The organism is Nocardia carnea (assembly GCF_029868325.1).
GTDB classification, from domain to species: Bacteria; Actinomycetota; Actinomycetes; order Mycobacteriales; family Mycobacteriaceae; genus Nocardia; species Nocardia carnea_C.
This window is the reverse complement of sequence record NZ_JARWNW010000085.1, coordinates 1-23,051: the sequence shown is the minus strand read 5'-3', so window position 1 is coordinate 23,051 and position 23,051 is coordinate 1. Positions and strand designations below refer to the sequence as shown.

Here is a 23,051-nt window from a genome sequence, read left to right as displayed (position 1 = left end):
TTCACGGCCCGGCGATCAGAAAGACGCACCCGAGAAGGGGGCGGCGCGGTCGCAGGGTACGGGTTGCGGATGTTCGGGGTCGAGGGCGTTGAGGACGAAATAGGCCCCTCGGCGCGACCCGGCCAGCCCCGCGTGATCCGTGTAGTCGACCGGGCATCCTTCCTGGACCACGATGTTGTGGACGTTGCTACCGCCCGGTGGCAGACCCGAAGTGTACGGAACGACGAGTTCGTCGTATTGCGTGGCGATATTGGTGTATTCGATCTCGGGCAGGTAGTGCCCGCCCGCCCGGACCGCGTGCATGAACGGCGAACCGGGGTCCAATTCGGCGCACGCGTGACAGATCGGGAAGTGTTCCGGTTGTATCCCGAGCCGCCGGGCGGTGTGCAATATGATGTCCGCGCCGGCCACGGTGGTGCCGTTCCACGCGGGAGCCAGCGAGACGTATTTGTCGATTTTGTCCCGGCCGCCGAGGTACTTCGCGTAGTAGGCAGGCATCACCGTTCCCTGCGAATGGCCCACGATGTTCACCTGAGTCGCACCCGTCGCGGCGAGAACACCGTCGACGAATACACCCAACTGGCGGGCACTCTCGGTTATTTCGCCCATTCCTCCGACTGCTGTCGCCGGCCACGGCAGTCCGGGCGGAGCACCGTAGGTGAGCGAGAACACGCAGTACCCCGCGTTTTTCAGCAACGGAACGTAGGCGCCCCAGTTGGTCTGTTGCGAACCTCCGGTGCCGTGAACCAGCACCACAGGCTCGGGGTGCTCGGGGGTCGGTATGCATCCGTAGTCGTTGGACCCGGGCAGTGAACCGCCTGGGTTCAGGAGCTCCGGTCCTATACCGGCAAAGAAATTGAAATCGACGGGAAGTTCTTCGGCAGTGGCTGTTCCGGCTCCGGCGAGCACCGCCAGCCCCGTCACCACCGCACCGAAGACGGCCAGCAGCTTCCTCATGTCCGGAAGCTAGCAAATGCTCGGTGGACGCAGGGGCGATTTCAGCCGAACGGGGTCTCCGGACGTTCCTGGAGCTCGTCGTCGATGTACAGATCCACCTTCTCGTTGTAGAAGCAGGCCAAGCCGGCAATCTTCTGGCTCTCCGGGGTGGGTGTGCGGTAGATCCAAAGCAGATCCGGATACTCCGTGCCGCCGACCTCGATGTTCCAGTAGTCGGCATTGCCCTTGTACGGGCAGCTGGTGTGGGTATCCGAGGGCCGCAGCAGGTCCATTCGGATATCCGTGAGCGGGAGGTAGTACCGGGCCGGCAGGCCGGTTTCGAAGAGGATGCGCGGCGTTCGTGAATCCGCCACGGTGGCCCCGTCGATCTCCACTCGCACGTGCCGGGAACTGGCGAGGATATCGACGCGCGAGTACGGGTCGCGGGGGTGGACGTAGATCGGTTCGTCCTCCTCGAACCATTCGTCCATCGCGTTCCATTCCAGCCGTACCAGCTCGCTCAGCCGGGGTGAGCCGGGATAGATCCGCGCTGCGCCGGCCGCGACCGCACCGTCGACCACGACGTCGTACCCGACTCCCTCCCCGCGACGCCGCGAGGGGTGGGTGGTGCCGTCCGGTTCCAGTTTCGCGCGCAGGTCGGCCACCGGGATGTAGTAGGCCGGATAGTAGGGGATCTCCCACACCAGGGCGGGCCGCACGGTATCGGCCACGAGCTGCCCGCCGAAGTAGACCCGCACCCGCTTCTGGATCGTCTCGACCCGGATCTCGTCCCGCTGCGCCTCGGTCATACCTCTCGAGCCTACGCCGCGCACAGCGTGGCCAGGGCACAAAAAGGCAGGCCCCGCCGATGGGCGGGGCCTGCGCCGGACCTCTTGTGGAGGTCAGTCTCCGACCGTCACCGCCTGCGCTTCCTCCACGCTGTGCGGGGCGGGGTCGTGGTCGTCGATATGGGCGAGGGCTTTCCGGCCGGCCAGCAGGACCACCACGCCCACAGCGGTACAGGCGGCGCCGACCCAGAACGGCAGGGAGATGCTGGTTTCGCCGAGTTTGCCGGCCAGCCACGGCGCGGCGGCGCCGCCGGCGAACCGGACGAAACTGTAGGCCGCGGACGCGGTGGAACGTTCCACCGGCGCCGAGATCATGACGGCCTCGGTGATCAGCGTGTTGTTCACACCCAGGAACAGTCCCGCGATCACCACACCGACGATCAGCACCGGCTTGTGCTCGGCGAACAGTGCCATCACGGCCAGGTCGGCGGCGAACAGGCCGACGGCGAGCGCGATCATCGGCAGGGTGCCGAACCGGGCCTGCAGTTTGGGGGCGATGAACACCGAGGAGATCGCGAGCAGGATGCCCCAGCCGCAGAAAATGAAGCCGATGGCGTAGGTGCCCATATCCAGCGGGAACGGGGTGTAGGCGAGCAGGGTGAAGAAACCGAAGTTGTACAGCAGTGCGGTGATGCTCACGACCAGCAGCCCACGATGGCGCAGGGCTTTGAAGGGCGCGGCCAGCGAGGTGGGTTTCGCGGCCTTCGGTCCTTCGGGCAGCAGCACGACAATGGCGACCAGTGCGATCGCCATCAGCACCGAGACCCCGAAGAAGGGCCCACGCCAGCTGATCCCGCCCAGCAGGCCACCCACCAGCGGTCCGGTGGCGATACCGATTCCGAGTGCGGCCTCGTACAGGATGATGGCCCGCGCGACCCCACCGGTGGCGGAGCCGACGATGGTGGCGAGCGCGGTGGCGATGAACAGGGCGTTGCCCAGCCCCCAGCCGGCCCGGAAGCCGACGATCTGCCCGACCGTATTCGACAGTCCGGCCGCGGCAGCGAAGACGATGATCAGGGCCAGGCCGGCCAGCAGGGTTTTCTTCGCACCGAAGCGGCTGGAGATCACGCCGGTGATGAGCATCGCGACGCCGGTGACCAACATATAGCTGGTGAACAGCAGCGATACCTGCGATGGGGAGGCGTTGAGCTGCTCGCCGATGGGTTTGAGAATCGGATCGACCAGGCCGATGCCCATGAACGCGATAACGCTGGCGAAGGCGACGGCCCAGACCGCTTTCGGCTGTTTCGACATGGAATCGGACGGTGCGGTGGCCGCACTGGTCGTTGTGCTCATAAAGGTGTCCTCGGTAGCGAATCCTGTTCGGCTGTGGTCTCGATCGCCGCCAGCAGGTCGTGCAGATCGTCCGCCATGCGGAGCAATCGTTCGGGGTCGAATCCGGCGAGCCGATGGCTCAGTGCGTTACGCATGGCCGACCGGAAGGCGGTGAGCCGGGCGCGCCCGGCGGGGGTCAGTTCTACGAGTACGCCGCGGGAATCGCCGGGGTCGCGGCGCCGCGAGGCATAGCCCTGCGACACCAGCCGGCCGATCAACGCGGTCGCGCTGGGTTGTGACGAGCGATCGATCCGGGCGAAATCGCCGACCCGCAGCGCACCGTGATGGTCGAGTACCGCCAGGGCGCGCACTGTGGCGCGGGGTAGATCGTCGGCGCTGATCTCGCCGACCGATCGCGTGAGCCGTCCCGCGGTGACGATCAGGTCGACGACGCTGTCGTCCTTCTCGGACCCCGGGTACGGCTGCACTCCAATATTGTTACATAGGCTAACTATCTATTTCCAGCCCCGGCCGCTGCGAGCCCCGCCACAAGCAGGGTGCGCGATTTCCGCGAAACGCAAAGCCCCCGGGCCACCGGCAAAGAGCCAGTAGCCCGGGGGCCGAGAGAAGCCACAGTCGACGGGCGGTGATCATCGCCCGAACCGGGAATTGTCAGGCGATACGTTCGATGATGGTCGCGTTGGCAGTGCCGCCACCTTCGCAGATGGTGAGCAGGCCGTAGCGGCCGTTGATCCGCTCCAGTTCGTTGAGCAGGGTCGCGAACAGCTTGGCCCCGGTCGCGCCGAGCGGGTGGCCGAGCGCGATGGCGCCACCGTTGACGTTCACCTTTTCCGGATCGGCGCCGGTCTCCTTCAACCAGGCCAGCACCACGGGAGCGAAAGCCTCGTTGATCTCGATCGCGTCGATATCGTCGATGGTCAGGCCGGTCTTTTCCAGCGCGAACTTGGTCGCCGGAATGGGCGCGGTGAGCATGTAGAGCGGGTCGGCGCCGCGGGCGCTGACGTGGATGATGCGGGCGCGCGGCGTCAGGCCGTATTCCTCGACCGCCCATTCCGAGGCCAGCAGGGTTGCGCTCGCGCCGTCGGAGATCTGCGAGGCCACCGCCGCCGTCAGCGGGCTGCCCTCCTCCAGGGCCGGTAGCGACGCCATCTTCTCCAGGCTGGTTTCGCGCGGGCCCTGGTCGATCCAGAAATCGCCCACCGGCACGATTTCCTTGTCGAACCGGCCGGCCTTGATCGCGGCGCGGGCCCGCTCATGGCTACGCAGCGCCCACCGCTCCATATCCTCGCGGCTGATCCCCCACTTCTCGGCGATCATCTGCGCGCCGCGGAACTGGGACACCTCACCCGTGCCGTACCGGTGGTCCCAGCCCTTCGCGCCGACGAACGGGGAATCGAAACCGTATTCCTTACCGGCGAGCATGGCCGCGGAAATCGGGATGGCGCTCATGTTCTGCACACCGCCGGCCACGATCACCTCGGCGGTACCGCTCATGATCGCCTGCGCACCGAAGTTGATCGCCTGCTGACTGGACCCGCACTGCCGGTCCACCGTCACACCGGGCACTTCCTCGGGGTAGCCGGCGGCCAGCCACATGGTCCGGCCGATATTGCCGGCCTGCGGCCCGACATTGTCGACGCAGCCGACGATCACATCGTCGACATTCGCCGGGTCGAGCGGGTTACGCGACAACAGGCCCTGCAGCGCGGCCGCCCCGAGATCGGCGGGATGGACCTCGGCCAGCGCGCCACCGCGCTTACCGACCGGGGTGCGCACCGCGTCGACCACATAGGCCTCGCGCAGCGGCGTGTAGGGGCGGCGGGCAGCTGTAGCCATAGGTTTTCTCCTAATCGGTATGGCCCGGCACGGTGAGCCCGTCGAGCACAATGGTGAGGTACTGCTTGGCGAGGGTTTCGACAGTGACCGATCCGCCGCCCGGCTGGTACCAGCGGACCGCCACCCAGACGGTGTCGCGCAGGAAGCGGTAGGCCAGATCGACGTCGAGTTCGGGACGGAAACTGCCGTCGGCGACACCGCTGGTGAGCACGCGCCGCCACAGTTCCCGGAATTCGCGGTTGTATTCGTCGATATAGGCGAAGCGTTCGGAGGTCTGCAGCCGTTTGGCCTCGGACTGGTAGATGGCGACCGCGGCATGCGAGCGATCGATCGCCTCGTAGGAGGCCAGCACCAGCGCTTCCAGGGTGGCGCGGCAGCTCAGGCCCGCCTCGGCGATTTCGCGGTAGCGGCCGAACAGTTCGTCGAGAAATCCGCGCAGGATCTCGTCTACCATCCCCTCTTTCGAGGAGAAATGATGATAGAGGCTGCCGGAGAGGATCCCGGCGGCGTCGGCGATATCTCGCACCGTGGTCGCGCGCACGCCCCGTTCGGCGAACAGGTCGGCCGCCAAGTCGAGGAGTTCGGTTCGCCGGGCCGATTTGGTGGGGTCGGGTGCGGTCACCCGGCCATAATACAACCAAGCATTTGCTTGGGTCCATGGTAGTGGACAAACGAATCGGGCCCGGCGTTTCCGGCTCCCCCCTCACATATCGGAGCCGGACCCACCGGGCCCGCAGCACGGAACAGCACTGCCGCACTGTTTTCCGATCTGATTGGACGCACAAATCCGCGAACCGGTTCCATCGATACGGCGCCGGGTACATTCCACCCATGACACAGCCGTTTCCGCAGTGGCAGTGGGGATCACCGGACAGCGCCCTGTCCCGGGTGGCAGGCAGGTTCGCCGCCACGACCGCCGGTTCCTGGGTGATTCGCAAGCTCACGCCGCTGGATCGCCGGGTGCTGGAACGCACCGGCGCGAAGTACACGGTACTGGGCCCGGTCGGGGCCCCGGTACTGCTGCTCACCACGACGGGCCGCAAATCGCGGTTACCCCGGACCCAGCCGCTGCTCTACGTCCACGACGGTGACACGCTGTACGTCGTCGGCAGCAATTTCGGGCAAGCCCACCATCCGGCCTGGACCGGCAACCTGCTGGCCGAGCCGGCCGCGACCGTGGCCGTCGCGGGTGAACAGATCCCGATTACCGCCACACCCATCGAAGGCGCGGCGAAAGAAGAGATATTCCCACGTTTCGTCGAACTGACCGGCGCTTATGCCGCCTACCGCGAACGGACGAGCCGAGACCTGCGGGTCTTCGCGCTGACCCGCGCCTGAACAGCCGGTTGCGAACTCCGTGCGGCGCCGGATCCAGGGTCACGTGCGCCGGCGGGCACAAGCCATAGGGCCATCGGCTCGGTCAGGCCGGCCGGTGACGCACACGTCCCGGCCGGCCCACGTGTCACGCGCGCTGGCTGCTGACCGAGACCACCTCACCGGTCAGGTAGGTGGTGTAATCGCTGGCCAGCATGGCGATGGTCGCGGCCACCTCCCACGGTTCGGCCGCACGGCCGAAGGCTTCGCGCTCGGACAGGCTGTCCAGCAGATCGCTGGAGCTGACCTTGTCGAGAAACGCATGCCGGGCGATACTCGGCGCCACCGCATTGATCCGGACCCCGAATTCGGCGGCCTCCACCGCACTGCACCGGGTCAGGGCCATCACGCCGGCCTTCGCAGCGGCATAGTGCGCCTGGCCGTACTGTGCGCGCCAGCCCAGCACACTCGCGTTGTTGACGATCACCCCACCGTGCTTCGCGTCCCGGAAGTAGTTGAGCGCGGCGCGGGTGCAGCGAAAGGTGCCGTTGAGGGTGATATCGAGGACCTTGTCCCACTGCTCGTCGGTCATATCGGCCACCGGCGTCTCGCCGCCCAGGCCCGCATTGTTGACGAAGATCTCGACCCCGCCCAGCGCCGCGGCGGCGCCCCGGACGAGTTCGTCGACCTGCGTGGTGCTGGTCACATCACAGACGATCGCGTGCACCTTGCGATCGGCGAACTCCTCGGACAGCTCCGCGCGGGTTGCTTCCAGACGCCGTTCGTGCCAGTCGGAGACCACCACGTCCGCGCCCTCGCTGAGCAGCCGGCGGGCGGTGGCGGAGCCGATTCCGGTCCCGGCGGCCGCGGTCACCACGGCGCGGCGGCCGGTGAGCAGTCCGTGGCCGGGGGTCTGCGCCGGCGCCACCGACAGCGGCCCGCTCACTGCCGGGCCTCGCGGGGCAGGCCGAGCACACGCTCGGAAATGATGTTGCGCTGCACTTCGTTCGAACCTCCGTAGATCGTATCGGCGCGGGTGAACAGATACAGCCGCTGCCATTCGTCGAGATCACCGTCGGCGGCGACCAGGCCGGCCGCGCCGCGCACCGCCATGGCGAGTTCGCCGAGACCGCGATGCCAATTCGCCCAGAGCAGTTTGCCGACCGAGGCCTGTCCCCCGTCGTCGGCGGTTTCGGCCATCGTGCGCATGGCGTGCGCACGCAGCACACGCAGGCCGACCCAGGCGCGATCGACCTGTTCCGCGAGCAGCGGATCGTCGAGGGCGCCCGATTCGCGGGCCAGTTCCTCGATGGCCGCGAGTTCGCGGGCGAAGCGGATCTGCTGCCCGAGGGTGGAGATACCGCGTTCGACATTGAGTGTGCCCATGGCGACGCGCCAGCCGTCGCCGGGGTCGCCGACCACCAGATCTGCCTCGGTGCGGGCGTCGTCGAAGAACACCTCGTTGAACTCGGAGGTCCCGGTGAGCTGCACGATGGGCCGGACCTCGATACCCGGCTGGTTCATCGGAACCAGCAGGTAGGACAGCCCTTTGTGGCGTTTCGAGCCGGGTTCGGTGCGGCAGACCGCGAAGCACCAGTCGGCCACATGGGCCAGCGAGGTCCAGATCTTCTGGCCGTTGATCGACCAGTGATCACCGTCGAGGCGGGCCGAGGTGGATACCGCGGCCAGATCGGATCCGGCGCCGGGTTCGGAGTAGCCCTGGCACCACAGTTCGGTGACGGTGCGGATACCCGGCAGGAACCGGTCGCGCTGGGCGTCGGTACCGAAGGCCAGCAGCGTCGGGCCGAGCAGTTCCTCACCCACGTGTGAGACGCGGGCCGGCGCGTTCGCCTTGGCGTACTCCTCGTGGAAGATGATCTGCTGACCTACGCTCGCCGCCCGGCCGCCGTATTCGACCGGCCAGCCGAGACAGGTCCAGCCCGCGGCGGCCAGGGCGCGGTCCCATTCCAGGCGTTCGTCGAATGCCTCGTGCTCGCGGCCGGGTCCGCCGAGGCCGCGCAACTCCCGGAATTCGCCGTCGAGTTTTTCGTCGAGCCAGCCGCGTACCTGCGCGGCGAACTCGCTGTCGCTCAGCGCGGCCACGCTGGTTCGCTCGACAGCTTCACGCGGCGCAGCGGCCGATTCGGCCGTTTGCCGCCCGCCGTCGCGACCGGTACCGGATTCTGAGGTCTGGATAGCACCCACGCCGGTAGGATAACCTACCAAGCACTTGCTTTGTAGACTCCGTTCGAGACCGCGCGCACCGCACACGGCCGCACGACCATGAGGACACCCGTGACAACCCCTGCGCAAACCCCGCCGGTGGCACAGACCATCCCCGCGGCACTGCACGCCGCCGCCCAGACCTTCGGTTCGGCGCCCGCACTGGCCGACGGACCCGTCCGGCTCGACTGGACCCAACTACTCACCGAGGTCCAGGACGTGGCCCGCGCCCTGCTCGCCCGCGGAATCCAGGTCGGTGACCGCGTGGCGATCTGGTCGCCCAACACCTGGCACTGGGTCGTCGCCGCACTCGGCGCGCACTACGCGGGTGCGACGCTGATTCCGCTCAATACCCGTTACGTGGCCGACGAGGTCGTCGACGTGCTGCGCCGGGTGGACGCCAAGGCACTGTTCATCGCCGGCACGTTCCTGAAACGCGATCGCCTCGCCGAACTGCGCGCGGCCGCGCCCGACCTGCAGATCGACACGGTCGTGGTGCTGCCCGTCGAAGGTCCGCAGGACCGGATCGAGGGCGCGCTGAACTGGTCCGACCTGCCCGAAACCGCCGCGGCGGTGAGCCGGGAGCAGGTGATCGAACGCGGGGAATCGATCGGCGCCGAGAATCTGTCCGACATCCTGTTCACCTCCGGCACCACCGGTCGCAGCAAGGGCGTTCTGATCGCGCACCGGCAGACCCTGTCGACGGCCCGCGCATGGGCCGAATGCGCCACCCTGAACAGCGCCGACAACTACCTGATCGTCAACCCGTTCTTCCACAGCTTCGGCTACAAGGCCGGGATCATCACCTGCCTGCTGACCGGCGCCACCATCGTGCCGCAGATCGTCTTCGATGTGCCGACCACCATGCGCCTGATCGATCAGGAGAAGATCACCGTTCTGCCCGGCCCGCCCACGATCTACCAGACCATTCTCGATTTCCCGGACCGCGGCGAATTCGATCTGAGCGGTTTGCGGGTGGCGGTCACCGGTGCGGCGCAGGTACCGGTCGCGCTGGTCGAGCGGATGCGCGCGGAACTCGATTTCGATGTGGTTCTCACCGCCTACGGGCTCTCCGAATCGTCCGGTTTCGGCACCATGTGCCGGGTCGACGACGATGCCGAAACCATTTCCGGGACCAGCGGCCGGCCCATCGCCGGATTCGAACTGAAGCTGGGCGACGCCGGGGAAATCCTGCTGCGCGGACCCAACGTGATGCTCGGGTACCTCGACGATCCGGAATCCACCGCCAACACCATCGACGCCGACGGATGGCTGCACACCGGCGATATCGGCGTGGTCGACGAACGCGGATACCTGAAGATCACCGACCGGCTCAAGGATATGTACCTCAGCGGCGGATTCAATGTGTATCCCGCCGAAATAGAGCAGGCCCTCGCCAAACTCGACGGTGTCGCCACCTCCGCGGTGATCGGGGTGCCCGATCACCGGATGGGTGAGGTGGGCAAGGCCTATATCGTCCGCACACCGGGCGCGACGCTCACGGAGGACCAGGTGTTCTCCTACGCCACCAAGGTGCTGGCCAATTTCAAGGTGCCGCGGTTCGTCGAATTCCGCGACGAACTGCCCTACAACGCCAGCGGCAAGGTGCTCAAACGTCAGTTACGTGAGGAGAATTCGTAATGTCGGAGAACATATCCCCGACCGGGAACGGGAGCATTCCCTACGAACCCGATGTGGTGACCTATGAGCGCCGTGGCGCCGTCGCGGTGGTCACCTTGAACCGGCCGGACTACCGCAACGCGCAGAACTCCGTGATGACCTACGCGATCGACGCCGCGTTCGAGCGTGCGGTGGAAGATCCCGAGGTCAAGGTCATCGTGCTGGCCGGGAACGGGAAACATTTCAGCGCCGGCCACGATCTGGGCACACCGGGTCGCGACCATCACGTGAAGTACCAGAACAAGGCCGCGCTCTGGTGGGACCATGTGGACCGCCCCGGCGGCGATCAGCGCTTCGCCCGGGAGATGGAGGTGTACCTGGGGATGTGCCGCCGCTGGCGGGAGATCCCCAAACCGACCATCGCCATGGTGCAGGGCGCCTGTATCGCGGGCGGCCTCATGCTGGCCTGGGTCTGCGATCTGATCATCGCCTCCGACGATGCGTTCTTCTCCGATCCGGTCGTGCGTATGGGCATTCCGGGTGTCGAATATTTCGCGCACCCGTGGGTGATGGGACCGCGCGCCGCCAAGGAATTCCTGTACACCGGTGATCGATTCGACGCCGCGCAGGCCAAGGAATGGGGCATGGTCAACCGGGTGGTGCCCCGGGCCGAACTGGAATCGGAAACCATGGCAATGGCCGAGAAGATCTCGGCGATGCCGCAGTTCGGACTGGCGTTGACGAAGAAGGCGGTCAACCAGTCCGAGGACCTCATGGGTATGCGGGCCGGAATGGATTCGGTCTTCGGCCTGCACCATTTCGCGCATGCCCACAACGCCGAGGTCGGCACCGACTCCCTCGGCGGATTGAACGCCAAATCTATGAAAGCGCAGGCGACCACCGCCGCGGAGACGAACGACGGGAAAGCCTGAATGGATCTCGATCTCGACGAAAGCACCCGGGAATTCCAGCGGGAAGTCCGCGAATTCCTGGCCGCCAATGTTCCCGCCGAACCGCTGCCCTCGATGGACACGGCGGCGGGATTCGAAGCACACCGCGAATGGGAGCACACGCTGGCCGAGGCCCGCTTGTCCGTGGTCTCCTGGGCACCCGAATACGGCGGGCGCGACGCATCGCTGCTGGAATGGGTGCTGTTCGAACAGGAGTACTACGCGGCGGCCGCGCCGGGCCGGGTGAGCCAGAACGGTATCTTCCTGCTCGCCCCCACCCTGTTCGAGCACGGCACACCGGAACAGCTGGCGCGGATCATGCCGCGGATGGCGCGCGGCGACGATATCTGGGCGCAGGCCTGGTCGGAACCGGAAGCCGGTAGCGATCTCGCCGGTATCCGTTCCACCGCGCGCCGCACCGACGGCGGCTGGGTACTGAGCGGGCAGAAGACCTGGAGTTCGCGGGCGGCGTTCGCGGACTGGGCGTTCGGCCTGTTCCGCAGCGACCCCGAAGCCGAACGGCATCGCGGGCTCACCTACCTGATGTTCCCGCTCACCGCCGACGGCGTGACGGTCCGGCCGATCCCCCAGCTCGACGGTGAGCCCGGCTTCGCGGAAATCTTCCTCGACGATGTCTTCGTCCCCGACAGCGATGTGATCGGCGCCCCGAACGAGGGCTGGCGGGTCGCGATGAGTACCTCCAGCAACGAACGCGGCCTGTCGCTGCGCAGCCCCGGCCGGTTCAGCGCGACCGCGCAGCGGCTGGTCGACCTGTGGACCGAATCCGGCGATACCGGTACCGCGGCCCGCGACTCGGTGGTGGACGCCTGGATCGGCAGTGAGGCCTACCGTTTGCACACCTTCGGCACCGTCACCCGGTTGAACGAGGGCGGCAAACTCGGGGCGGAATCCTCGATCACCAAGGTGTTCTGGTCCGAACTCGATATCGCTATGCACGAAACCGCGCTCGACCTGCTCGGTGCCGGTGCCGGACAGGCGAGCCGCTGGACCGACGGCTACCTGTTCTCGCTGTCCGGCCCGATCTACGCCGGTACCAACGAAATCCAACGCAACATCATCGCCGAGCGGCTCCTCGGCCTACCACGAGGAGGCAGCCGATGAAATTCGCGCTCAGCCCGGAGCATCTGGACTTCGGTGCCAGTATCCGCAAACTTTTCGAATCCGGTTCGACTCCCGCCGCGGTGCGCGCGTGGAGCGGTGCGGATCCCGCACCCGGCCGCGGCCTGATCGAACAGCTCGCCGCCGCCGGCGCCCTGGGCCTGACCATCGCCGAGGATTTCGGCGGCCTCGGTGCCGAACCGCTCGACCAGCTGGTCGCTTTCATCGAGATCGGGCGGGCAGCGGCGCCCGGCCCGCTGGTGGAAACCGCGGCGGCCGTACCGGCGCTGCTGCAGGCGCTGGCCGAGACCGACCCGGCGCCCGCGCAACGCTGGCTGCCCGGGATTTCCGAAGGCACCCTGTCGGCCACCATCGCCTTCGGCGGGGACACCGGTACCGCGGTCGCCGTGGACGCGGACCGCGCCGACCTCGTACTCCTGGCCCAGGGCGATCGCCTGTCGACGGGTCGAGTGGGCGAACAGGTGCGGTCGGTGGATCCGGCGCGGCGGCTGTTCGTCGTCGAAGCCGACGAAACCATCGCCGAAGGACCGCAGGCCCGCGCGGCCATCGCCGCGGGATTCGATTTCGGTGCGCTGGCCAATGCCGCGCAGCTGCTCGGCGCCGGTAAGGCACTGCTCGACGCCTCGACCGAGTACGTCAAGCAGCGCAAACAGTTCGGCCGGCCGATCGGTGAATTCCAGGCGGTCAAACAGAAACTGGCCGATGTGTTCATCGGCCTCGATCTGGCCGAACCGCTGCTGTACCGGGCCGCACTCACCACCGGTGGGCCGAACCGGGTCCGCGATATCTCCGCGGCGGCAGTCGCCGCTGCCGATGCCGCCTACCGGGCGGCGCGGGCCGCGCTGCAAGTCCACGGCGCAATCGGCTACACCGCCGAATACGATCTGTCGCTGTGGCTCACCCGGGTCACCGCCCTGCGCTCCGCGTGGGGCACCCCGGATCTGCATCGCGGCCGGGTCGCCGAAGCACTGCGCGCGACCGGAGCGGTGGACCCGGCGGGCGCGCTCACCTGAGAACACACGCACCCGGGGGCGGCCGGGGCCGCACCGGGTGCACTGCCGGAGCATCCGGCGCGCTCGTCCGATGCGACCCCGGCACACAGTGGCAACAACCGGACGTAGGCGCCTCGGCATCCGTCCGTCACACCTACGGGAGAAGAGATGATCAGCGAGGAACAGCAGGAGCTGGTGTCGGCAGTCCGGGGACTGCTGGCCAAACGCGATGCGCGGGCGGGTATTCGCCAGGCCATGGACACCGACCTGGGCTACGACCCGCAACTGTGGGCGCAGCTGTGCGAACAGGTCGGGGTGGCGGCACTGGCGATCCCCGAGGAGTACGGCGGCTTCGGTGCCGGACTGCCCGAATCCTTGCTGGTCGTCGGGGAAATCGGCCGCACCCTCGCCGATGTGCCGATGCTCGGGTCGGCGGTCCTGGGTGCGCAGGCGGTACTGCTGTCCGGTGACAGCGAAGCCTGTGAGCGGTTGCTGCCCGGTATCGCCGAAGGCAGCCGCACCCTCGCCGTCTGCTGGGCCGGTGCCGCGGGCTGGGACGAGTTCGGCGTGCGGGCCGACGGGGAAACCCTGCACGGCACCGCGCACTACGTCCTCGACGGCACCATCGCCGACACCCTGATCGTGCTCACGGACAGTGGTCTGTTCGAAGTCGACCCGTCAGCTGCCGGGGTCGAGCGCCGGCGGGTGGCGGCCATGGACCCGTCCCGGGCGCTGTCCGAGATCACCTTCACCGGCGCCGCGGCCCACCGGCTCGGCACCGCCGACCCCGCCGCGATTGCCGACCGGCTCCGCCGGATCGCATGGGCCGCTTTGGCCGCCGAACAGGTCGGCGCGGCCGAATACTGCCTGGAGGCGACGGTGGAATACACCAAGTCGCGGGTGCAGTTCGGCCGGGTCATCGGCAGCTTCCAGGCGCTCAAGCACCGGATGGCCGATATGTATGTCCTGACCGAATCCGCCAAATCGACCGCCCTGACCGCCGCCATCGCCCTGGCGGAGGAAAGCCCCTCGGCGGCCGAGGATGTCTGGGTCGCCCGCCGTCAGTGCACCGAAGCGTTCTCCACGATCGCGGCCGAAACGATCCAGCTGCACGGCGGTATCGCCATCACCTGGGAACACGACGCCCACCTGTACTTCAAACGCGCCCACGGCGATGCGCAACTCTTCGGCACTCCGAAACGGCCGGCCGTCCACAGCTGACGGAGCTACCGGGATCCGCGGTGGTGCGTCGGCGCCACCGGCAACCGTTCCGGCTAAGGGTTCTGTTCTGCCAGTTCGGTGCCGCCGAATGTCCGCCGGCAGGGGACCTCGACACCGTCCCCCGCGGCGGCGAGCTCGACCGAGTCGTACGGCCGTCATACAGCCAGAATCGGCACCTCGTACTTGTGGCACCACGGATCGCGGGTGACCAGCGTCAGCCCTTCCACGCTCGCCTGAGCCACCAGCATGCGGTCGAAGGGATCGCGGTGGATCAGCGGAAGCCGGCCGGCCGCAATGGCATGGCCGGAGCTGATCTCGAGCGTGACCAGACCGCTGTCACGAATACGCTCGGGTATATCGAGTGGGCCGCCGAGTTTTCCGGCGGCCTGCTTGATCGAAACCTCCCATATGGACACGACACTGACCAATACGTCCGGATCGTGGTCGAGCCGGTCCTTCAGTTCGTCCGACAAGGCCGGGTCGTCGGTGAGCCACCACAGCACGACATGGGTGTCGAGTAGCAAGGTCATCGGGGCATGCCGAAATCGTCCGCAATCGCCGCATTGGTCTCGTCGGAGTCCCACTCGGCCCCGAGGTCGACACCGCGCAGCGACCCCCGGGCAGTGCGGTTCACCCGCCGTACCAGGGGCACCACTTTGGCCACCGGATGACCGGCCCGGCTGATCACGATCTCCTCGCCCCGTTCGACGCGTTCCACGATGCGCGACAGGTTGGTCTTCGCCTCGTGGATATTGAACTGTTCTGCTGCTTTGGCGGCCATACCCACCTCCTTAGCTAAGATGTTAGCCCACCTTCTCGGGTGCAGGTAGCGGCGCCGAACTGATCGGTCGCGCAATAATCCGTTGCGCGGGCGGTCGCGCCGTGGAAACGTGTCGGGACAACAGCGAGTCGTGAGGGAGGTGGAGAGCGTGACGGTCGGTCGGATTGTCGTGCCGCGGCGGACCGTGCCGGTCTGTGCCGCAGCGTTCTCCACCCCGAACCTCCCTCGCTGAACCCGGTCGGGTTCGGCGCCCGACGAAGGAATTCCCCACAATGGTCGATTACGACCTGCTCATCCCCTATGGCTGGACCGAGAGCGTCGCCGAGGAATATCTGCCGTATCTCGATACCGGTTTCCTCCCGGCCCGCATTGTGCGAATGGACCGCGGCGAATGTGATGTGGTCACCCCGGGCGGTCCTGCCCGTGCCCTCTGCCCACGCGCTGATTCCGAGGTCAGCGGCCTGTGCACCGGCGACTGGGTGGTCCTCGACGCCCGCTCTCATGTCCGGGCGCTGCTACCGCGACGTTCGGTGATCGCCCGCTCGTCGGCATCCGGCCGGTCCGAGCGCCAGATCCTCGCCGCCAACGTCGATACCGTGCTGATCTGCACGGCCGCCGACGGCGACGTCGATCTGGGACGAATCGAACGTATGCTCGCCCTGGTCTGGGAGGGTGGCGCCCAACCGATCGTCGTCCTCACCAAAGCCGATACCGCACAGGAGTTGCCGCTCGACGAGGTCCGCGCGGTAGCTCCGGGTGCGACGGTGCTGGCCGCCAGCGCGGAAACCGGAGCCGGTCTCGACGTGCTCACCGCCGTACTCGACGGCACCGTCGCACTGCTCGGGCCGTCCGGCGCCGGGAAATCCACCCTCGCCAACGCCCTGCTGGGCGCGGAGGTGTTCGCCACGAACCAGGTGCGTGGCGCCGACAAGAAGGGCCGGCACACCACCGTGCACCGGGAACTGCGCCCACTGCCGGGCGGCGGAACGCTCATCGACACCCCCGGCCTCCGGGGTGTCGGCGTATGGGATGCCACCGAAGGTATCGGCCGGACCTTCAGCGATATCGAGGAACTGGCCCGCGATTGCCGCTTCGACGATTGCGCACACGACCAGGAGCCGGGCTGCGCGGTCCGTGGAGCCGTCGACTCCGGCATCCTCACCCCGCGCCGCCTGCACAGCTACCGCAAACTGGCCCGGGAAAACGCCTGGTTGCAGGCCCGCACCGATAAACGGCTGCAGGCCGAACGCGACCAGGCCTGGCGCAGTATCACCAAACAGCAGCGCCGCATGTACCGGGACCGCGGCACCCGCTGACCCTGGATCGCCGAGGCGGCCGTATCGGGCGGCGGCCACGCGGAGCATCTCGCGTGACCGCCGCTCTGGTGCCCGTCGCGCAACGGCGCCGACGGATCGAGCAACTCCTCGACAGCAACCTCGGATTCGGGCCGAGCACCCGGGAGACCGGCGGCCCGTAGCCGGGCACCGACCACGCGACGAGCGCTGCACCGGAAAGGCCGGGTCAGCGGATGCGCATGATGCCGGTGATGGTGCCCTGCCAGAGTTCGCCGTTCGTTGTTGTCAGTCCGGCCATCTGGAGGGTGTCGGCAACGATCGTGGCCGACATCGCTTGTTTGGCGGTGACTTCACCGGTGGCGGGGTCGATGACGCCGTAGGCATAGCCGTCCAGCGGGGTGGTCAGGCCGAGACCGAGCCGCAGGACGGTGTAGATATTGCCGTCGGCGGCAGACAGTTTCGGTACCGCGGCGCTGCGGACATCGTTTTCCCACACGGTGTGGCAGCCCTGGTCGTCGATATCGACGCGCGTCATTCCGCCGGAGAACGGCGCGATGGCGGGTTCGGCGGGGCCGGCGTCGTCGGGAACCGTCGGGTACGGGTAGCCGTAGGTGCTCGCCACGAACACCGAGCGGCCGATACCGATGGGGGAATTCTCGCTGCCGGGGCCGCCTTCGGTGAGTACCGGCTGGTTGCAGACGAGTTCGCCGGTGCCGGCGCGGTAGACCAGCAGATGAACCTGGTCGTCGGCGTTGTCGACGATCGTGAGGTACTCGGTGCCGTCGCCGGGCCCGAAGTAGGTGGGTGTCGAGCCGGTGCCCCAGCTGAGCTGGCCCGGTTTCCGCGCCGAACCGCGATCGTAGGCGGCGCGCCACTTCACCTTCGGCGCAGCGGCCCCGCCGGCCGCGAATTCGTACAGTGCGTGGGTCGTCGCGACGGCCACACCGTCCGGTGACGCCGAAATGCTGTTGGCGACTCGCTCGCCGGCCGGCAGCTGATGGGTGGTCACCGCGCCGTTACGCCCGACCTTGCCGACCAGTCCCCCGCCGGTGGCGAACCAGACGTTGCCGGACCAGTCCGGTACGAGACCGGTTACCGCGTCACCCTCCGGTATCGCCGCGGTCAGGTCGGTGTTCTCGGCTACTGTCAGTCCCCATTTACCCGAGGCGTCGCGATTGTGCGCAATCCGCAGCAGCCGGCGCTGCCCGTCGACGACCACCAAGCGGTTCTCGTTGTCGAGATAGGCGTACACGCCACCCAGCAGGCTGCCCTTGGTGAGGCTCATTTTCGCAGCCGCCGGACCGATGGGCCCTTTCGCGGGATCGAACAGGTAGACGGTCGGCGCGCGATCGACGATCGCCGTGCACAGCGCGACGATCATCCCGTCCGACCCTTGCAGAATCGTGGGGCAGGCGGCCGCCATCGGGTCACCGGCGGGCACCACCCAGTCCGTGCCCGGTCCGGCGAGTGGGGTCACGTCCGAGGAACCGGCATCGCCGTGCATGGTTGCGGTGCCGAGCGGGCCGAGATGTGGATTCGCCGGACCCAGTGGCCCCCAGTTCGGTGCGGCACTCGACGGTACCGCTGTGAGTGCGAGCGCGGCGGCGAGCACCGGCAGCGCTCGCACGGCGGAACGGGCTATACGCATGGCGGCATATTAATGAAACCCGTTCTAGTTCGGGCGGAATCGAACTATCTCGTTCCCGCCCGGCCAGAAGTGTGCAAGCACCGCCGGACCGTTACTCCGGGACGTCCAGTACGCCCTCGTCGACGGCCCATTTGATGGTTTTCTGCAAACGTTCACAGGTGTCCGGGCGACCCGGACCGCGCCCTTTGGCGCTGATCTCGGCGAAGACCGGGCACTGGGACGCCGGATCGCCGGTCCACTGCACGGAGGTCTGCCGGGAACTGCTCTTACGAACCAGCACCTCGTTATGGCAGGCCTGACACCGCAACGGTGTCAGGCCTTCCTCCAGGTACCGTTCCCGGTCCACGACCGTCTGGGCCCGCACCGCGTCCCGCCGCGCGGGCTGGTCGGCGAAGTCGGGTGCTTTCGCCCAGCTGGGCATGTCAGACTCCCGCCTCCGCTTGGTCGGCGTCCGCCGCCGTCTCTTCTTCGCGCTTACGCCGCAGATTCTCTTCGACCTCGGCCTCCCAGGCCTCGTTCGCCTTGGTCGTATCGACCTCGAACTCGAAGCGCTGGGTCATCTTCTCGGTCACATCGGCGGCATCGACGTAGAACTGCTCGTACCAGCGCCGCAGCTGGTAGACCGGCCCGTCCTCCTCGCAGAGCAGCGGATTCTCGACCTTGGACTTGTGCTTCCAGATCTCCACATCCTGCAGGAAGCCGTCGCCGAAGAAATCGGCCATGGTCATCGCCAGCTTCTGCGCGGTGTCGTCGTCGAGGCCCTTCGGCTTCTCGACGGTCAGGCCCCACTGCAGCATGAACGAATCCTGCGTCACCGGGTAGTGGCAGTTGATCAGGTTGACCGTGATCTCGTAGCCACCGTAGGTATTGACCAGCGGGTTGATCATGTAGGACGGCCCGAAGTACGAGGCCTCCGATTTCAGGAGCTGATCACCGGCGTACTTGGCGCCCATCCCGATATCGGGACGCCCCTTGGTCTCCAGGAACTGAGTGGCGACATGCCCCTCGAAAACGTTCTTGAAGTAGGTGGGGAAGGCGTAATGGATATAGAAGAAGTGGGCCATATCCACCACGTTGTCGATGATCTCGCGGCAGTTCGCGCCCTCGATCAGCAACGAGTTCCAGGTCCACTGCGTCCAGCCGCTGTCCAGTTCCTCCTTCGGGTTCCCGTCCGCATCGGTGTACGGGCCCTCGATATAGGGGATGGTGACCTCGGGCGGCGGTTCGTTGCCCTCGTGGTCGTGCCAGACGAAGAGCTGGCCGTTACGTTCCAGGGTGATCCAGCGCCGTGTCCGGGCCAGCGGCGGAACCCGCCGGGCGTAGGGAATGGACGTGCATTTGCCGTTCGCGCCCCACCGCCAGTCGTGGAACGGGCAGGCGATATCGTCGCCCTTCACCTCGCCCATACTCAGATCTCCGCCCATATGGCGGCAGAACGCGTCGAGTACGTGCAATTCGCCGGCGCTGTCGGCCCAGATCACCAGTTTGGTGCCGAACGCCTGCACCGAATGCGGTTTGCCGTCCCGGAAATTCTGCGCCAGGCCCAGGCAATGCCATCCGCGCGCGTACCGGGTGGGGGTCGAACCGACGTCGAGCTCCCGCACCTTCGCACCACCGCTTGCCGGGGTTACTGCCATCGCGATTCCTCCTCCTGCTGTACTAGAACACGTTACAAAACTGGCGCCTCGAACGCCAGCCTATTCGCATCACAGCCAGCACAAGTCCCATTTCGGCAGCACACGGACACCGGTTCTCGACATGAACAAGAACCTGTTCTAGTCTCAGAGGTAAATTCTGCGCCGAGCAGATAACTACCGGTTAGCAAAACGACCAGGCAGGAGCAGGGCCGGAGATGACGCGAGAAGTGACCGAACGGGTCGAAGCGCTATTGCCCACGCTGCGCGCCCGCGCACAGGAAGCCGAAGACCTTCGGCAGATTCCCGACGAATCGATCAAGGACCTGCAGGAAGCCGGATTCTTCCGGCTGTTGCAGCCCAAGCAGTGGGGCGGACTGGCAGCAGACCCGGTCGTCTTCTACGACACGGTCCGCAAGATCGCCAGCGCGTGCGGTTCCACCGGCTGGGTGGCCGGGATCATCGGTGTGCACAACTGGCATCTGGCCCTCTTCGGCCAGGAAGCCCAGGAAGAGGTGTGGGGCGAGGACACCGATGTGCGGATCTCCTCCTCCTACGCGCCGATGGGTGCGGGCACCGTGGTCGACGGCGGCTACCAGGTCAGCGGATCCTGGGCCTGGTCGTCGGGTTCGGGTCACGCCGACTGGACCTTCGTCGGCGGTCCGGTGATCAAGAACGGCAAACCGGTCGATTTCGGCAGCTTCCTGATCCCGCGCTCGGAATACGAGATCGACGATGTCTGGAACGTGGTCGGGCTGCGCGGCACCGGATCCAACACCCTCGTGGTGAAGGACGTTTTCGTGCCCACGCACCGGTTCCTGAGCTACAAGACCATGAACGATCTGGCCTCGCCGGGCCTGGAACGCAACACCGACCCGGTCTACAAAATGCCGTGGGGCACCATCCACCCCACCACCATCTCCGCGCCGATCGTCGGTATGGCCTACGGCGCCTACGAGGCGCATGTCGAGCACCAGGGCAAGCGTGTGCGCGCCGCCTACGCCGGCGAGAAGGCCAAGGAGGATCCGTTCACCAAGGTGCGGATCGCCGAGGCGTCCAGCGATATCGACGCCGCGTGGCGGCAGCTGTCGGGCAATGTCGCCGACGAATACGCGCTGCTGCTCGAAGGTAAGGAAATCCCGTTCGACCTGCGGGTCCGCGCCCGCCGCGACCAGGTCCGCGCGACCGGCCGCGCCATCGCCTCGATCGATAAACTGTTCGAGAGCTCCGGCGCGACCGCCCTTGTCAACGGCACCCCGCTGCAGCGGTTCTGGCGTGACGCGCATGCCGGCCGGGTACACGCCTCCAACGATCCGGAGCGCGCCTACCTCATGTACGGCACCCACGAGTTCGGTCTGCCGGTTTCGGACGGGATGGTGTGATGACCTCGACCGCCGAACTCACCTACGAGTCCACCTCGAAGTTCGCGCAGGTCCGGCCGGATCTGAAACTGCATTATCACGAGGCCGGGGTCGGCAACGGCCCCACCATCGTGCTGCTGCACGGCGGCGGGCCGGGGGCTTCGTCGTGGTCGAACTTCTCCCGCAATATCCCGGTGCTGGCCCGCGATTTCCATGTGATCGCCGTGGACCAGCCCGGATACGGGCAGTCCGACAAGCCCACCGAGCATCCGCAGTACTTCGTGCACAGCGCGTCGGCGCTGAAGGATCTGCTGGACACCCTGGAAATCACCGATCGGGTTCACCTGCTCGGCAATTCGCTCGGCGGCGGGGCGTCGGTACGGTTCGCGCTCGACTATCCCGACCGGGCCGGGAAGCTGATCCTGATGGGCCCCGGCGGCCTGAGCACCAACCTGTTCGCTCCCGACCCGACCGAGGGTGTGCGGCTGCTGTCGAAGTTCACCTATGAGCCGACGCGGGAAAATATCGAGGCCTTCCTGCGGATCATGGTTTTCGACCAGTCGCTGGTCACCGACGAACTGATCGACGAGCGCTTCGAATCGGCCAAGAAGCCGGAATCGATCGCGGCGATGCGCGCCATGGGCAAATCATTCGCCAGTGCCGATTTCGAGAAGGGCATGCTCTGGCGTGACGCCTACAAACTGCGTCAGCCGACACTGCTCATCTGGGGTCGCGAGGATCGGGTGAACCCGCTCGACGGTGCGCTGGTGGCGTTGAAGTCGGTTCCGCGCGCCCAGTTGCACGTATTCGGCGGCTGCGGACATTGGGCCCAGCTCGAAAAATTTGCCGAATTCAACCGGCTCGCCACCGATTTCCTGCTCGGCGTCAAGGAGAAGTGACAATGAGTATCAAGGCACTCGGCTATATGCGGATCGAAGCCACCGATATGGCGGCTTGGCGCGAGTACGGGCTGAAAGTACTCGGCATGATGGAGGGCTCCGGAGCGAATCCCGATGCGCTCTACCTGCGCATGGACGATTTCGCCGCACGCCTGGTGATCGTGCCCGGCGACAAGGACCGGCTGCTGGTCTCCGGCTGGGAGGTCACCGACGGTCCGGCGTTGCAGCGACTCCGGGAGACCCTCGAGAAGGAGGGCATCCCCTACACCGAGGGCACCAAGGAAGAACTGGACGAGCGTCGCGTCGAGGGCATGATCCGGTTCCAGGATCCCTCCGACAACACCCTCGAGGCGTTCTACGGTGCGCAGTATCTCGGCCGCCGGTTCGTCAGCCCGTACGGCCACAAGTTCGTCACCGCGGAGCAGGGCCTCGGACACGTCGTCCTGACCTGCACCGACGATGCCGCCGCGCAGGCTTTCTACCAGGACGTCCTCGGCTTCCGGCTGCGGGATTCCATGCGGCTGCCACCGCAGATGGTGGGTCGGCCGGAGGACGGGGACCCGGCGTGGCTGCGGTTCTACGGCTGCAACCCGCGCCACCACGCGCTGGCGTTCCTGCCGCTGCCCAACCCGACCGGCATCGTGCATCTCATGGTCGAGGTGGAGAACTCCGACGACGTCGGCCTCTGCCTGGATCGCGCGCAGCGCAAGAAGGTGAAGATGTCGGCGACCCTGGGCCGGCATATCAACGACAAGATGCTGTCGTTCTATATGAAGACCCCCGGCGGATTCGACGTCGAATTCGGTTGTGAAGGACTGGAAGTCGACGACCACAGCTGGATCGCCCGCGAATCCACCGCGGTGAGCCTGTGGGGACACGACTTCTCCGTGGGATTCAAGTGATCTACGGCCGGGGGCGGGGGGGGGGAGGCCCCCCCCCCCGCCCCCACCCCGGGGCGCCCCCCCCCCCCCCCCCCCCGGCCCGTAGATCACTTGAATCCCACGGAGAAGTCGTGTCCCCACAGGCTCACCGCGGTGGATTCGCGGGCGATCCAGCT

23 protein-coding genes are annotated in these 23,051 nt (G+C 66.9%); 10 read left to right on the top strand and 13 right to left on the bottom strand.

Annotated elements, in window-relative coordinates; genetic code table 11:
- Positions 1-15: 15 nt before the first annotated feature.
- From QH196_RS04725 to QH196_RS04700, 6 genes are all read right to left on the bottom strand, one after another.
- On the bottom strand, positions 16-957 hold the full coding sequence (locus QH196_RS04725) for an esterase/lipase family protein (RefSeq protein WP_280414508.1): 942 nt from the start codon (positions 955-957) through the stop codon (positions 16-18).
- 41 nt (positions 958-998) lie between these two features.
- A complete protein-coding gene (locus tag QH196_RS04720; RefSeq protein WP_280414507.1) occupies positions 999-1,745 on the bottom strand; it encodes a DUF427 domain-containing protein in 747 nt (248 codons plus the stop codon).
- A gap of 93 nt (positions 1,746-1,838) precedes the next feature.
- On the bottom strand, positions 1,839-3,080 hold the full coding sequence (locus QH196_RS04715) for an MFS transporter (protein WP_280414506.1): 1,242 nt from the start codon (positions 3,078-3,080) through the stop codon (positions 1,839-1,841).
- Positions 3,077-3,547 carry a MarR family winged helix-turn-helix transcriptional regulator gene (locus QH196_RS04710; protein WP_280414505.1) on the bottom strand — a complete coding sequence of 157 codons (471 nt, stop codon included), beginning with the start codon at positions 3,545-3,547 and terminating at the stop codon, positions 3,077-3,079. The genes QH196_RS04715 and QH196_RS04710 overlap by 4 nt, the downstream gene beginning before the upstream one ends.
- A gap of 184 nt (positions 3,548-3,731) precedes the next feature.
- Positions 3,732-4,883 carry an acetyl-CoA C-acetyltransferase gene (locus QH196_RS04705; protein ID WP_280414551.1) on the bottom strand — a complete coding sequence of 384 codons (1,152 nt, stop codon included), beginning with the start codon at positions 4,881-4,883 and terminating at the stop codon, positions 3,732-3,734.
- A gap of 43 nt (positions 4,884-4,926) precedes the next feature.
- A complete protein-coding gene (locus QH196_RS04700; protein WP_280414504.1) occupies positions 4,927-5,538 on the bottom strand; it encodes a TetR/AcrR family transcriptional regulator in 612 nt (203 codons plus the stop codon).
- A gap of 209 nt (positions 5,539-5,747) precedes the next feature.
- Between QH196_RS04700 and QH196_RS04695 the strand changes: the two genes are divergently transcribed.
- Positions 5,748-6,254: a nitroreductase family deazaflavin-dependent oxidoreductase gene (locus QH196_RS04695; RefSeq protein ID WP_280414503.1), complete on the top strand. Its 507-nt coding sequence runs from the start codon at positions 5,748-5,750 to the stop codon at positions 6,252-6,254.
- 124 nt (positions 6,255-6,378) lie between these two features.
- On the opposite strand, the gene QH196_RS04690 is transcribed toward QH196_RS04695, so the two are convergent.
- Both QH196_RS04690 and QH196_RS04685 read right to left on the bottom strand, forming a co-directional pair.
- Positions 6,379-7,176, bottom strand: a complete 798-nt coding sequence (locus QH196_RS04690) for an SDR family oxidoreductase (RefSeq protein ID WP_280414502.1) — start codon at positions 7,174-7,176, stop codon at positions 6,379-6,381.
- On the bottom strand, positions 7,173-8,333 hold the full coding sequence (locus QH196_RS04685) for an acyl-CoA dehydrogenase family protein (protein WP_280414550.1): 1,161 nt from the start codon (positions 8,331-8,333) through the stop codon (positions 7,173-7,175). The genes QH196_RS04690 and QH196_RS04685 overlap by 4 nt, the downstream gene beginning before the upstream one ends.
- A gap of 192 nt (positions 8,334-8,525) precedes the next feature.
- Here QH196_RS04685 and QH196_RS04680 point away from each other — a divergent pair, with 192 nt between their 5' ends.
- The 5 genes from QH196_RS04680 (at position 8,526) to QH196_RS04660 (ending at position 14,376) form a co-directional block, all read left to right on the top strand.
- Positions 8,526-10,094 carry a FadD3 family acyl-CoA ligase gene (locus tag QH196_RS04680; protein ID WP_280414501.1) on the top strand — a complete coding sequence of 523 codons (1,569 nt, stop codon included), beginning with the start codon at positions 8,526-8,528 and terminating at the stop codon, positions 10,092-10,094.
- Complete coding sequence (locus QH196_RS04675) at positions 10,094-11,005, top strand: enoyl-CoA hydratase (protein ID WP_280414500.1); 912 nt, start codon at positions 10,094-10,096, stop codon at positions 11,003-11,005. Before QH196_RS04680 ends, QH196_RS04675 begins: the two co-directional genes overlap by 1 nt.
- The gene (locus QH196_RS04670) at positions 11,006-12,145 is read left to right on the top strand and encodes an acyl-CoA dehydrogenase family protein (protein ID WP_280414499.1); all 1,140 of its coding nucleotides are present in this window, start codon (positions 11,006-11,008) and stop codon (positions 12,143-12,145) included.
- Complete coding sequence (locus QH196_RS04665) at positions 12,142-13,176, top strand: acyl-CoA dehydrogenase family protein (RefSeq protein ID WP_280414498.1); 1,035 nt, start codon at positions 12,142-12,144, stop codon at positions 13,174-13,176. The genes QH196_RS04670 and QH196_RS04665 overlap by 4 nt, the downstream gene beginning before the upstream one ends.
- Before the next feature lie 147 nt (positions 13,177-13,323).
- Complete coding sequence (locus tag QH196_RS04660; RefSeq protein ID WP_280414497.1) at positions 13,324-14,376, top strand: acyl-CoA dehydrogenase family protein; 1,053 nt, start codon at positions 13,324-13,326, stop codon at positions 14,374-14,376.
- A 155-nt stretch (positions 14,377-14,531) separates the two neighbouring features.
- Here the strand turns inward: QH196_RS04660 and QH196_RS04655 are convergent, their stop codons facing one another.
- Positions 14,532-14,906, bottom strand: coding sequence for a type II toxin-antitoxin system VapC family toxin (locus tag QH196_RS04655; protein WP_280414496.1), 375 nt, complete (start codon positions 14,904-14,906; stop codon positions 14,532-14,534).
- On the bottom strand, positions 14,903-15,157 hold the full coding sequence (locus tag QH196_RS04650) for a type II toxin-antitoxin system Phd/YefM family antitoxin (protein WP_280414495.1): 255 nt from the start codon (positions 15,155-15,157) through the stop codon (positions 14,903-14,905). The genes QH196_RS04655 and QH196_RS04650 overlap by 4 nt, the downstream gene beginning before the upstream one ends.
- A gap of 272 nt (positions 15,158-15,429) precedes the next feature.
- On the opposite strand from QH196_RS04650, the gene rsgA reads away from it, so the two are divergent.
- Positions 15,430-16,473 (top strand): ribosome small subunit-dependent GTPase A, encoded by a 1,044-nt coding sequence (rsgA, locus tag QH196_RS04645; protein ID WP_280414494.1) that lies wholly within the window; start codon positions 15,430-15,432, stop codon positions 16,471-16,473.
- 205 nt (positions 16,474-16,678) lie between these two features.
- Here the strand turns inward: rsgA and QH196_RS04640 are convergent, their stop codons facing one another.
- From QH196_RS04640 to QH196_RS04630, 3 genes are all read right to left on the bottom strand, one after another.
- Positions 16,679-18,100: a hypothetical protein gene (locus QH196_RS04640; RefSeq protein WP_280414493.1), complete on the bottom strand. Its 1,422-nt coding sequence runs from the start codon at positions 18,098-18,100 to the stop codon at positions 16,679-16,681.
- Between the two features lie 91 nt (positions 18,101-18,191).
- Positions 18,192-18,521 (bottom strand): hypothetical protein, encoded by a 330-nt coding sequence (locus tag QH196_RS04635; protein WP_280414492.1) that lies wholly within the window; start codon positions 18,519-18,521, stop codon positions 18,192-18,194.
- Position 18,522: 1 nt separating this feature from the next.
- Positions 18,523-19,737 carry a Rieske 2Fe-2S domain-containing protein gene (locus QH196_RS04630; protein WP_280414491.1) on the bottom strand — a complete coding sequence of 405 codons (1,215 nt, stop codon included), beginning with the start codon at positions 19,735-19,737 and terminating at the stop codon, positions 18,523-18,525.
- 215 nt (positions 19,738-19,952) lie between these two features.
- Here QH196_RS04630 and hsaA point away from each other — a divergent pair, with 215 nt between their 5' ends.
- Genes hsaA through hsaC form a run of 3 tightly spaced genes read left to right on the top strand, consistent with a single transcriptional unit; the run spans position 19,953 to position 22,896 of the window.
- Positions 19,953-21,116 carry a 3-hydroxy-9,10-secoandrosta-1,3,5(10)-triene-9,17-dione monooxygenase oxygenase subunit gene (gene hsaA, locus QH196_RS04625; RefSeq protein ID WP_280414490.1) on the top strand — a complete coding sequence of 388 codons (1,164 nt, stop codon included), beginning with the start codon at positions 19,953-19,955 and terminating at the stop codon, positions 21,114-21,116.
- Positions 21,116-21,994, top strand: coding sequence for a 4,5:9,10-diseco-3-hydroxy-5,9,17-trioxoandrosta-1(10),2-diene-4-oate hydrolase (hsaD, locus tag QH196_RS04620; protein ID WP_280414489.1), 879 nt, complete (start codon positions 21,116-21,118; stop codon positions 21,992-21,994). Before hsaA ends, hsaD begins: the two co-directional genes overlap by 1 nt.
- Before the next feature lie 2 nt (positions 21,995-21,996).
- On the top strand, positions 21,997-22,896 hold the full coding sequence (hsaC, locus tag QH196_RS04615; protein ID WP_280414488.1) for an iron-dependent extradiol dioxygenase HsaC: 900 nt from the start codon (positions 21,997-21,999) through the stop codon (positions 22,894-22,896).
- Positions 22,897-23,051: the final 155 nt, after the last annotated feature.

Coding starts and splice junctions, on each gene's coding strand:
- QH196_RS04725 (WP_280414508.1), bottom strand. CDS start 957: ATGAGGAAGCTGCTGGCCGTCTTCGGTGCGGTGGTGACGGGGCTGGCG.
- QH196_RS04720 (WP_280414507.1), bottom strand. CDS start 1,745: ATGACCGAGGCGCAGCGGGACGAGATCCGGGTCGAGACGATCCAGAAG.
- QH196_RS04715 (WP_280414506.1), bottom strand. CDS start 3,080: ATGAGCACAACGACCAGTGCGGCCACCGCACCGTCCGATTCCATGTCG.
- QH196_RS04695 (WP_280414503.1), top strand. CDS start 5,748: ATGACACAGCCGTTTCCGCAGTGGCAGTGGGGATCACCGGACAGCGCC.
- QH196_RS04675 (WP_280414500.1), top strand. CDS start 10,094: ATGTCGGAGAACATATCCCCGACCGGGAACGGGAGCATTCCCTACGAA.
- QH196_RS04670 (WP_280414499.1), top strand. CDS start 11,006: ATGGATCTCGATCTCGACGAAAGCACCCGGGAATTCCAGCGGGAAGTC.
- QH196_RS04665 (WP_280414498.1), top strand. CDS start 12,142: ATGAAATTCGCGCTCAGCCCGGAGCATCTGGACTTCGGTGCCAGTATC.
- QH196_RS04660 (WP_280414497.1), top strand. CDS start 13,324: ATGATCAGCGAGGAACAGCAGGAGCTGGTGTCGGCAGTCCGGGGACTG.
- QH196_RS04655 (WP_280414496.1), bottom strand. CDS start 14,906: ATGACCTTGCTACTCGACACCCATGTCGTGCTGTGGTGGCTCACCGAC.
- QH196_RS04650 (WP_280414495.1), bottom strand. CDS start 15,157: ATGGCCGCCAAAGCAGCAGAACAGTTCAATATCCACGAGGCGAAGACC.
- rsgA (WP_280414494.1), top strand. CDS start 15,430: ATGGTCGATTACGACCTGCTCATCCCCTATGGCTGGACCGAGAGCGTC.
- QH196_RS04640 (WP_280414493.1), bottom strand. CDS start 18,100: ATGCGTATAGCCCGTTCCGCCGTGCGAGCGCTGCCGGTGCTCGCCGCC.
- QH196_RS04635 (WP_280414492.1), bottom strand. CDS start 18,521: ATGCCCAGCTGGGCGAAAGCACCCGACTTCGCCGACCAGCCCGCGCGG.
- QH196_RS04630 (WP_280414491.1), bottom strand. CDS start 19,737: ATGGCAGTAACCCCGGCAAGCGGTGGTGCGAAGGTGCGGGAGCTCGAC.
- hsaA (WP_280414490.1), top strand. CDS start 19,953: ATGACGCGAGAAGTGACCGAACGGGTCGAAGCGCTATTGCCCACGCTG.
- hsaD (WP_280414489.1), top strand. CDS start 21,116: ATGACCTCGACCGCCGAACTCACCTACGAGTCCACCTCGAAGTTCGCG.
- hsaC (WP_280414488.1), top strand. CDS start 21,997: ATGAGTATCAAGGCACTCGGCTATATGCGGATCGAAGCCACCGATATG.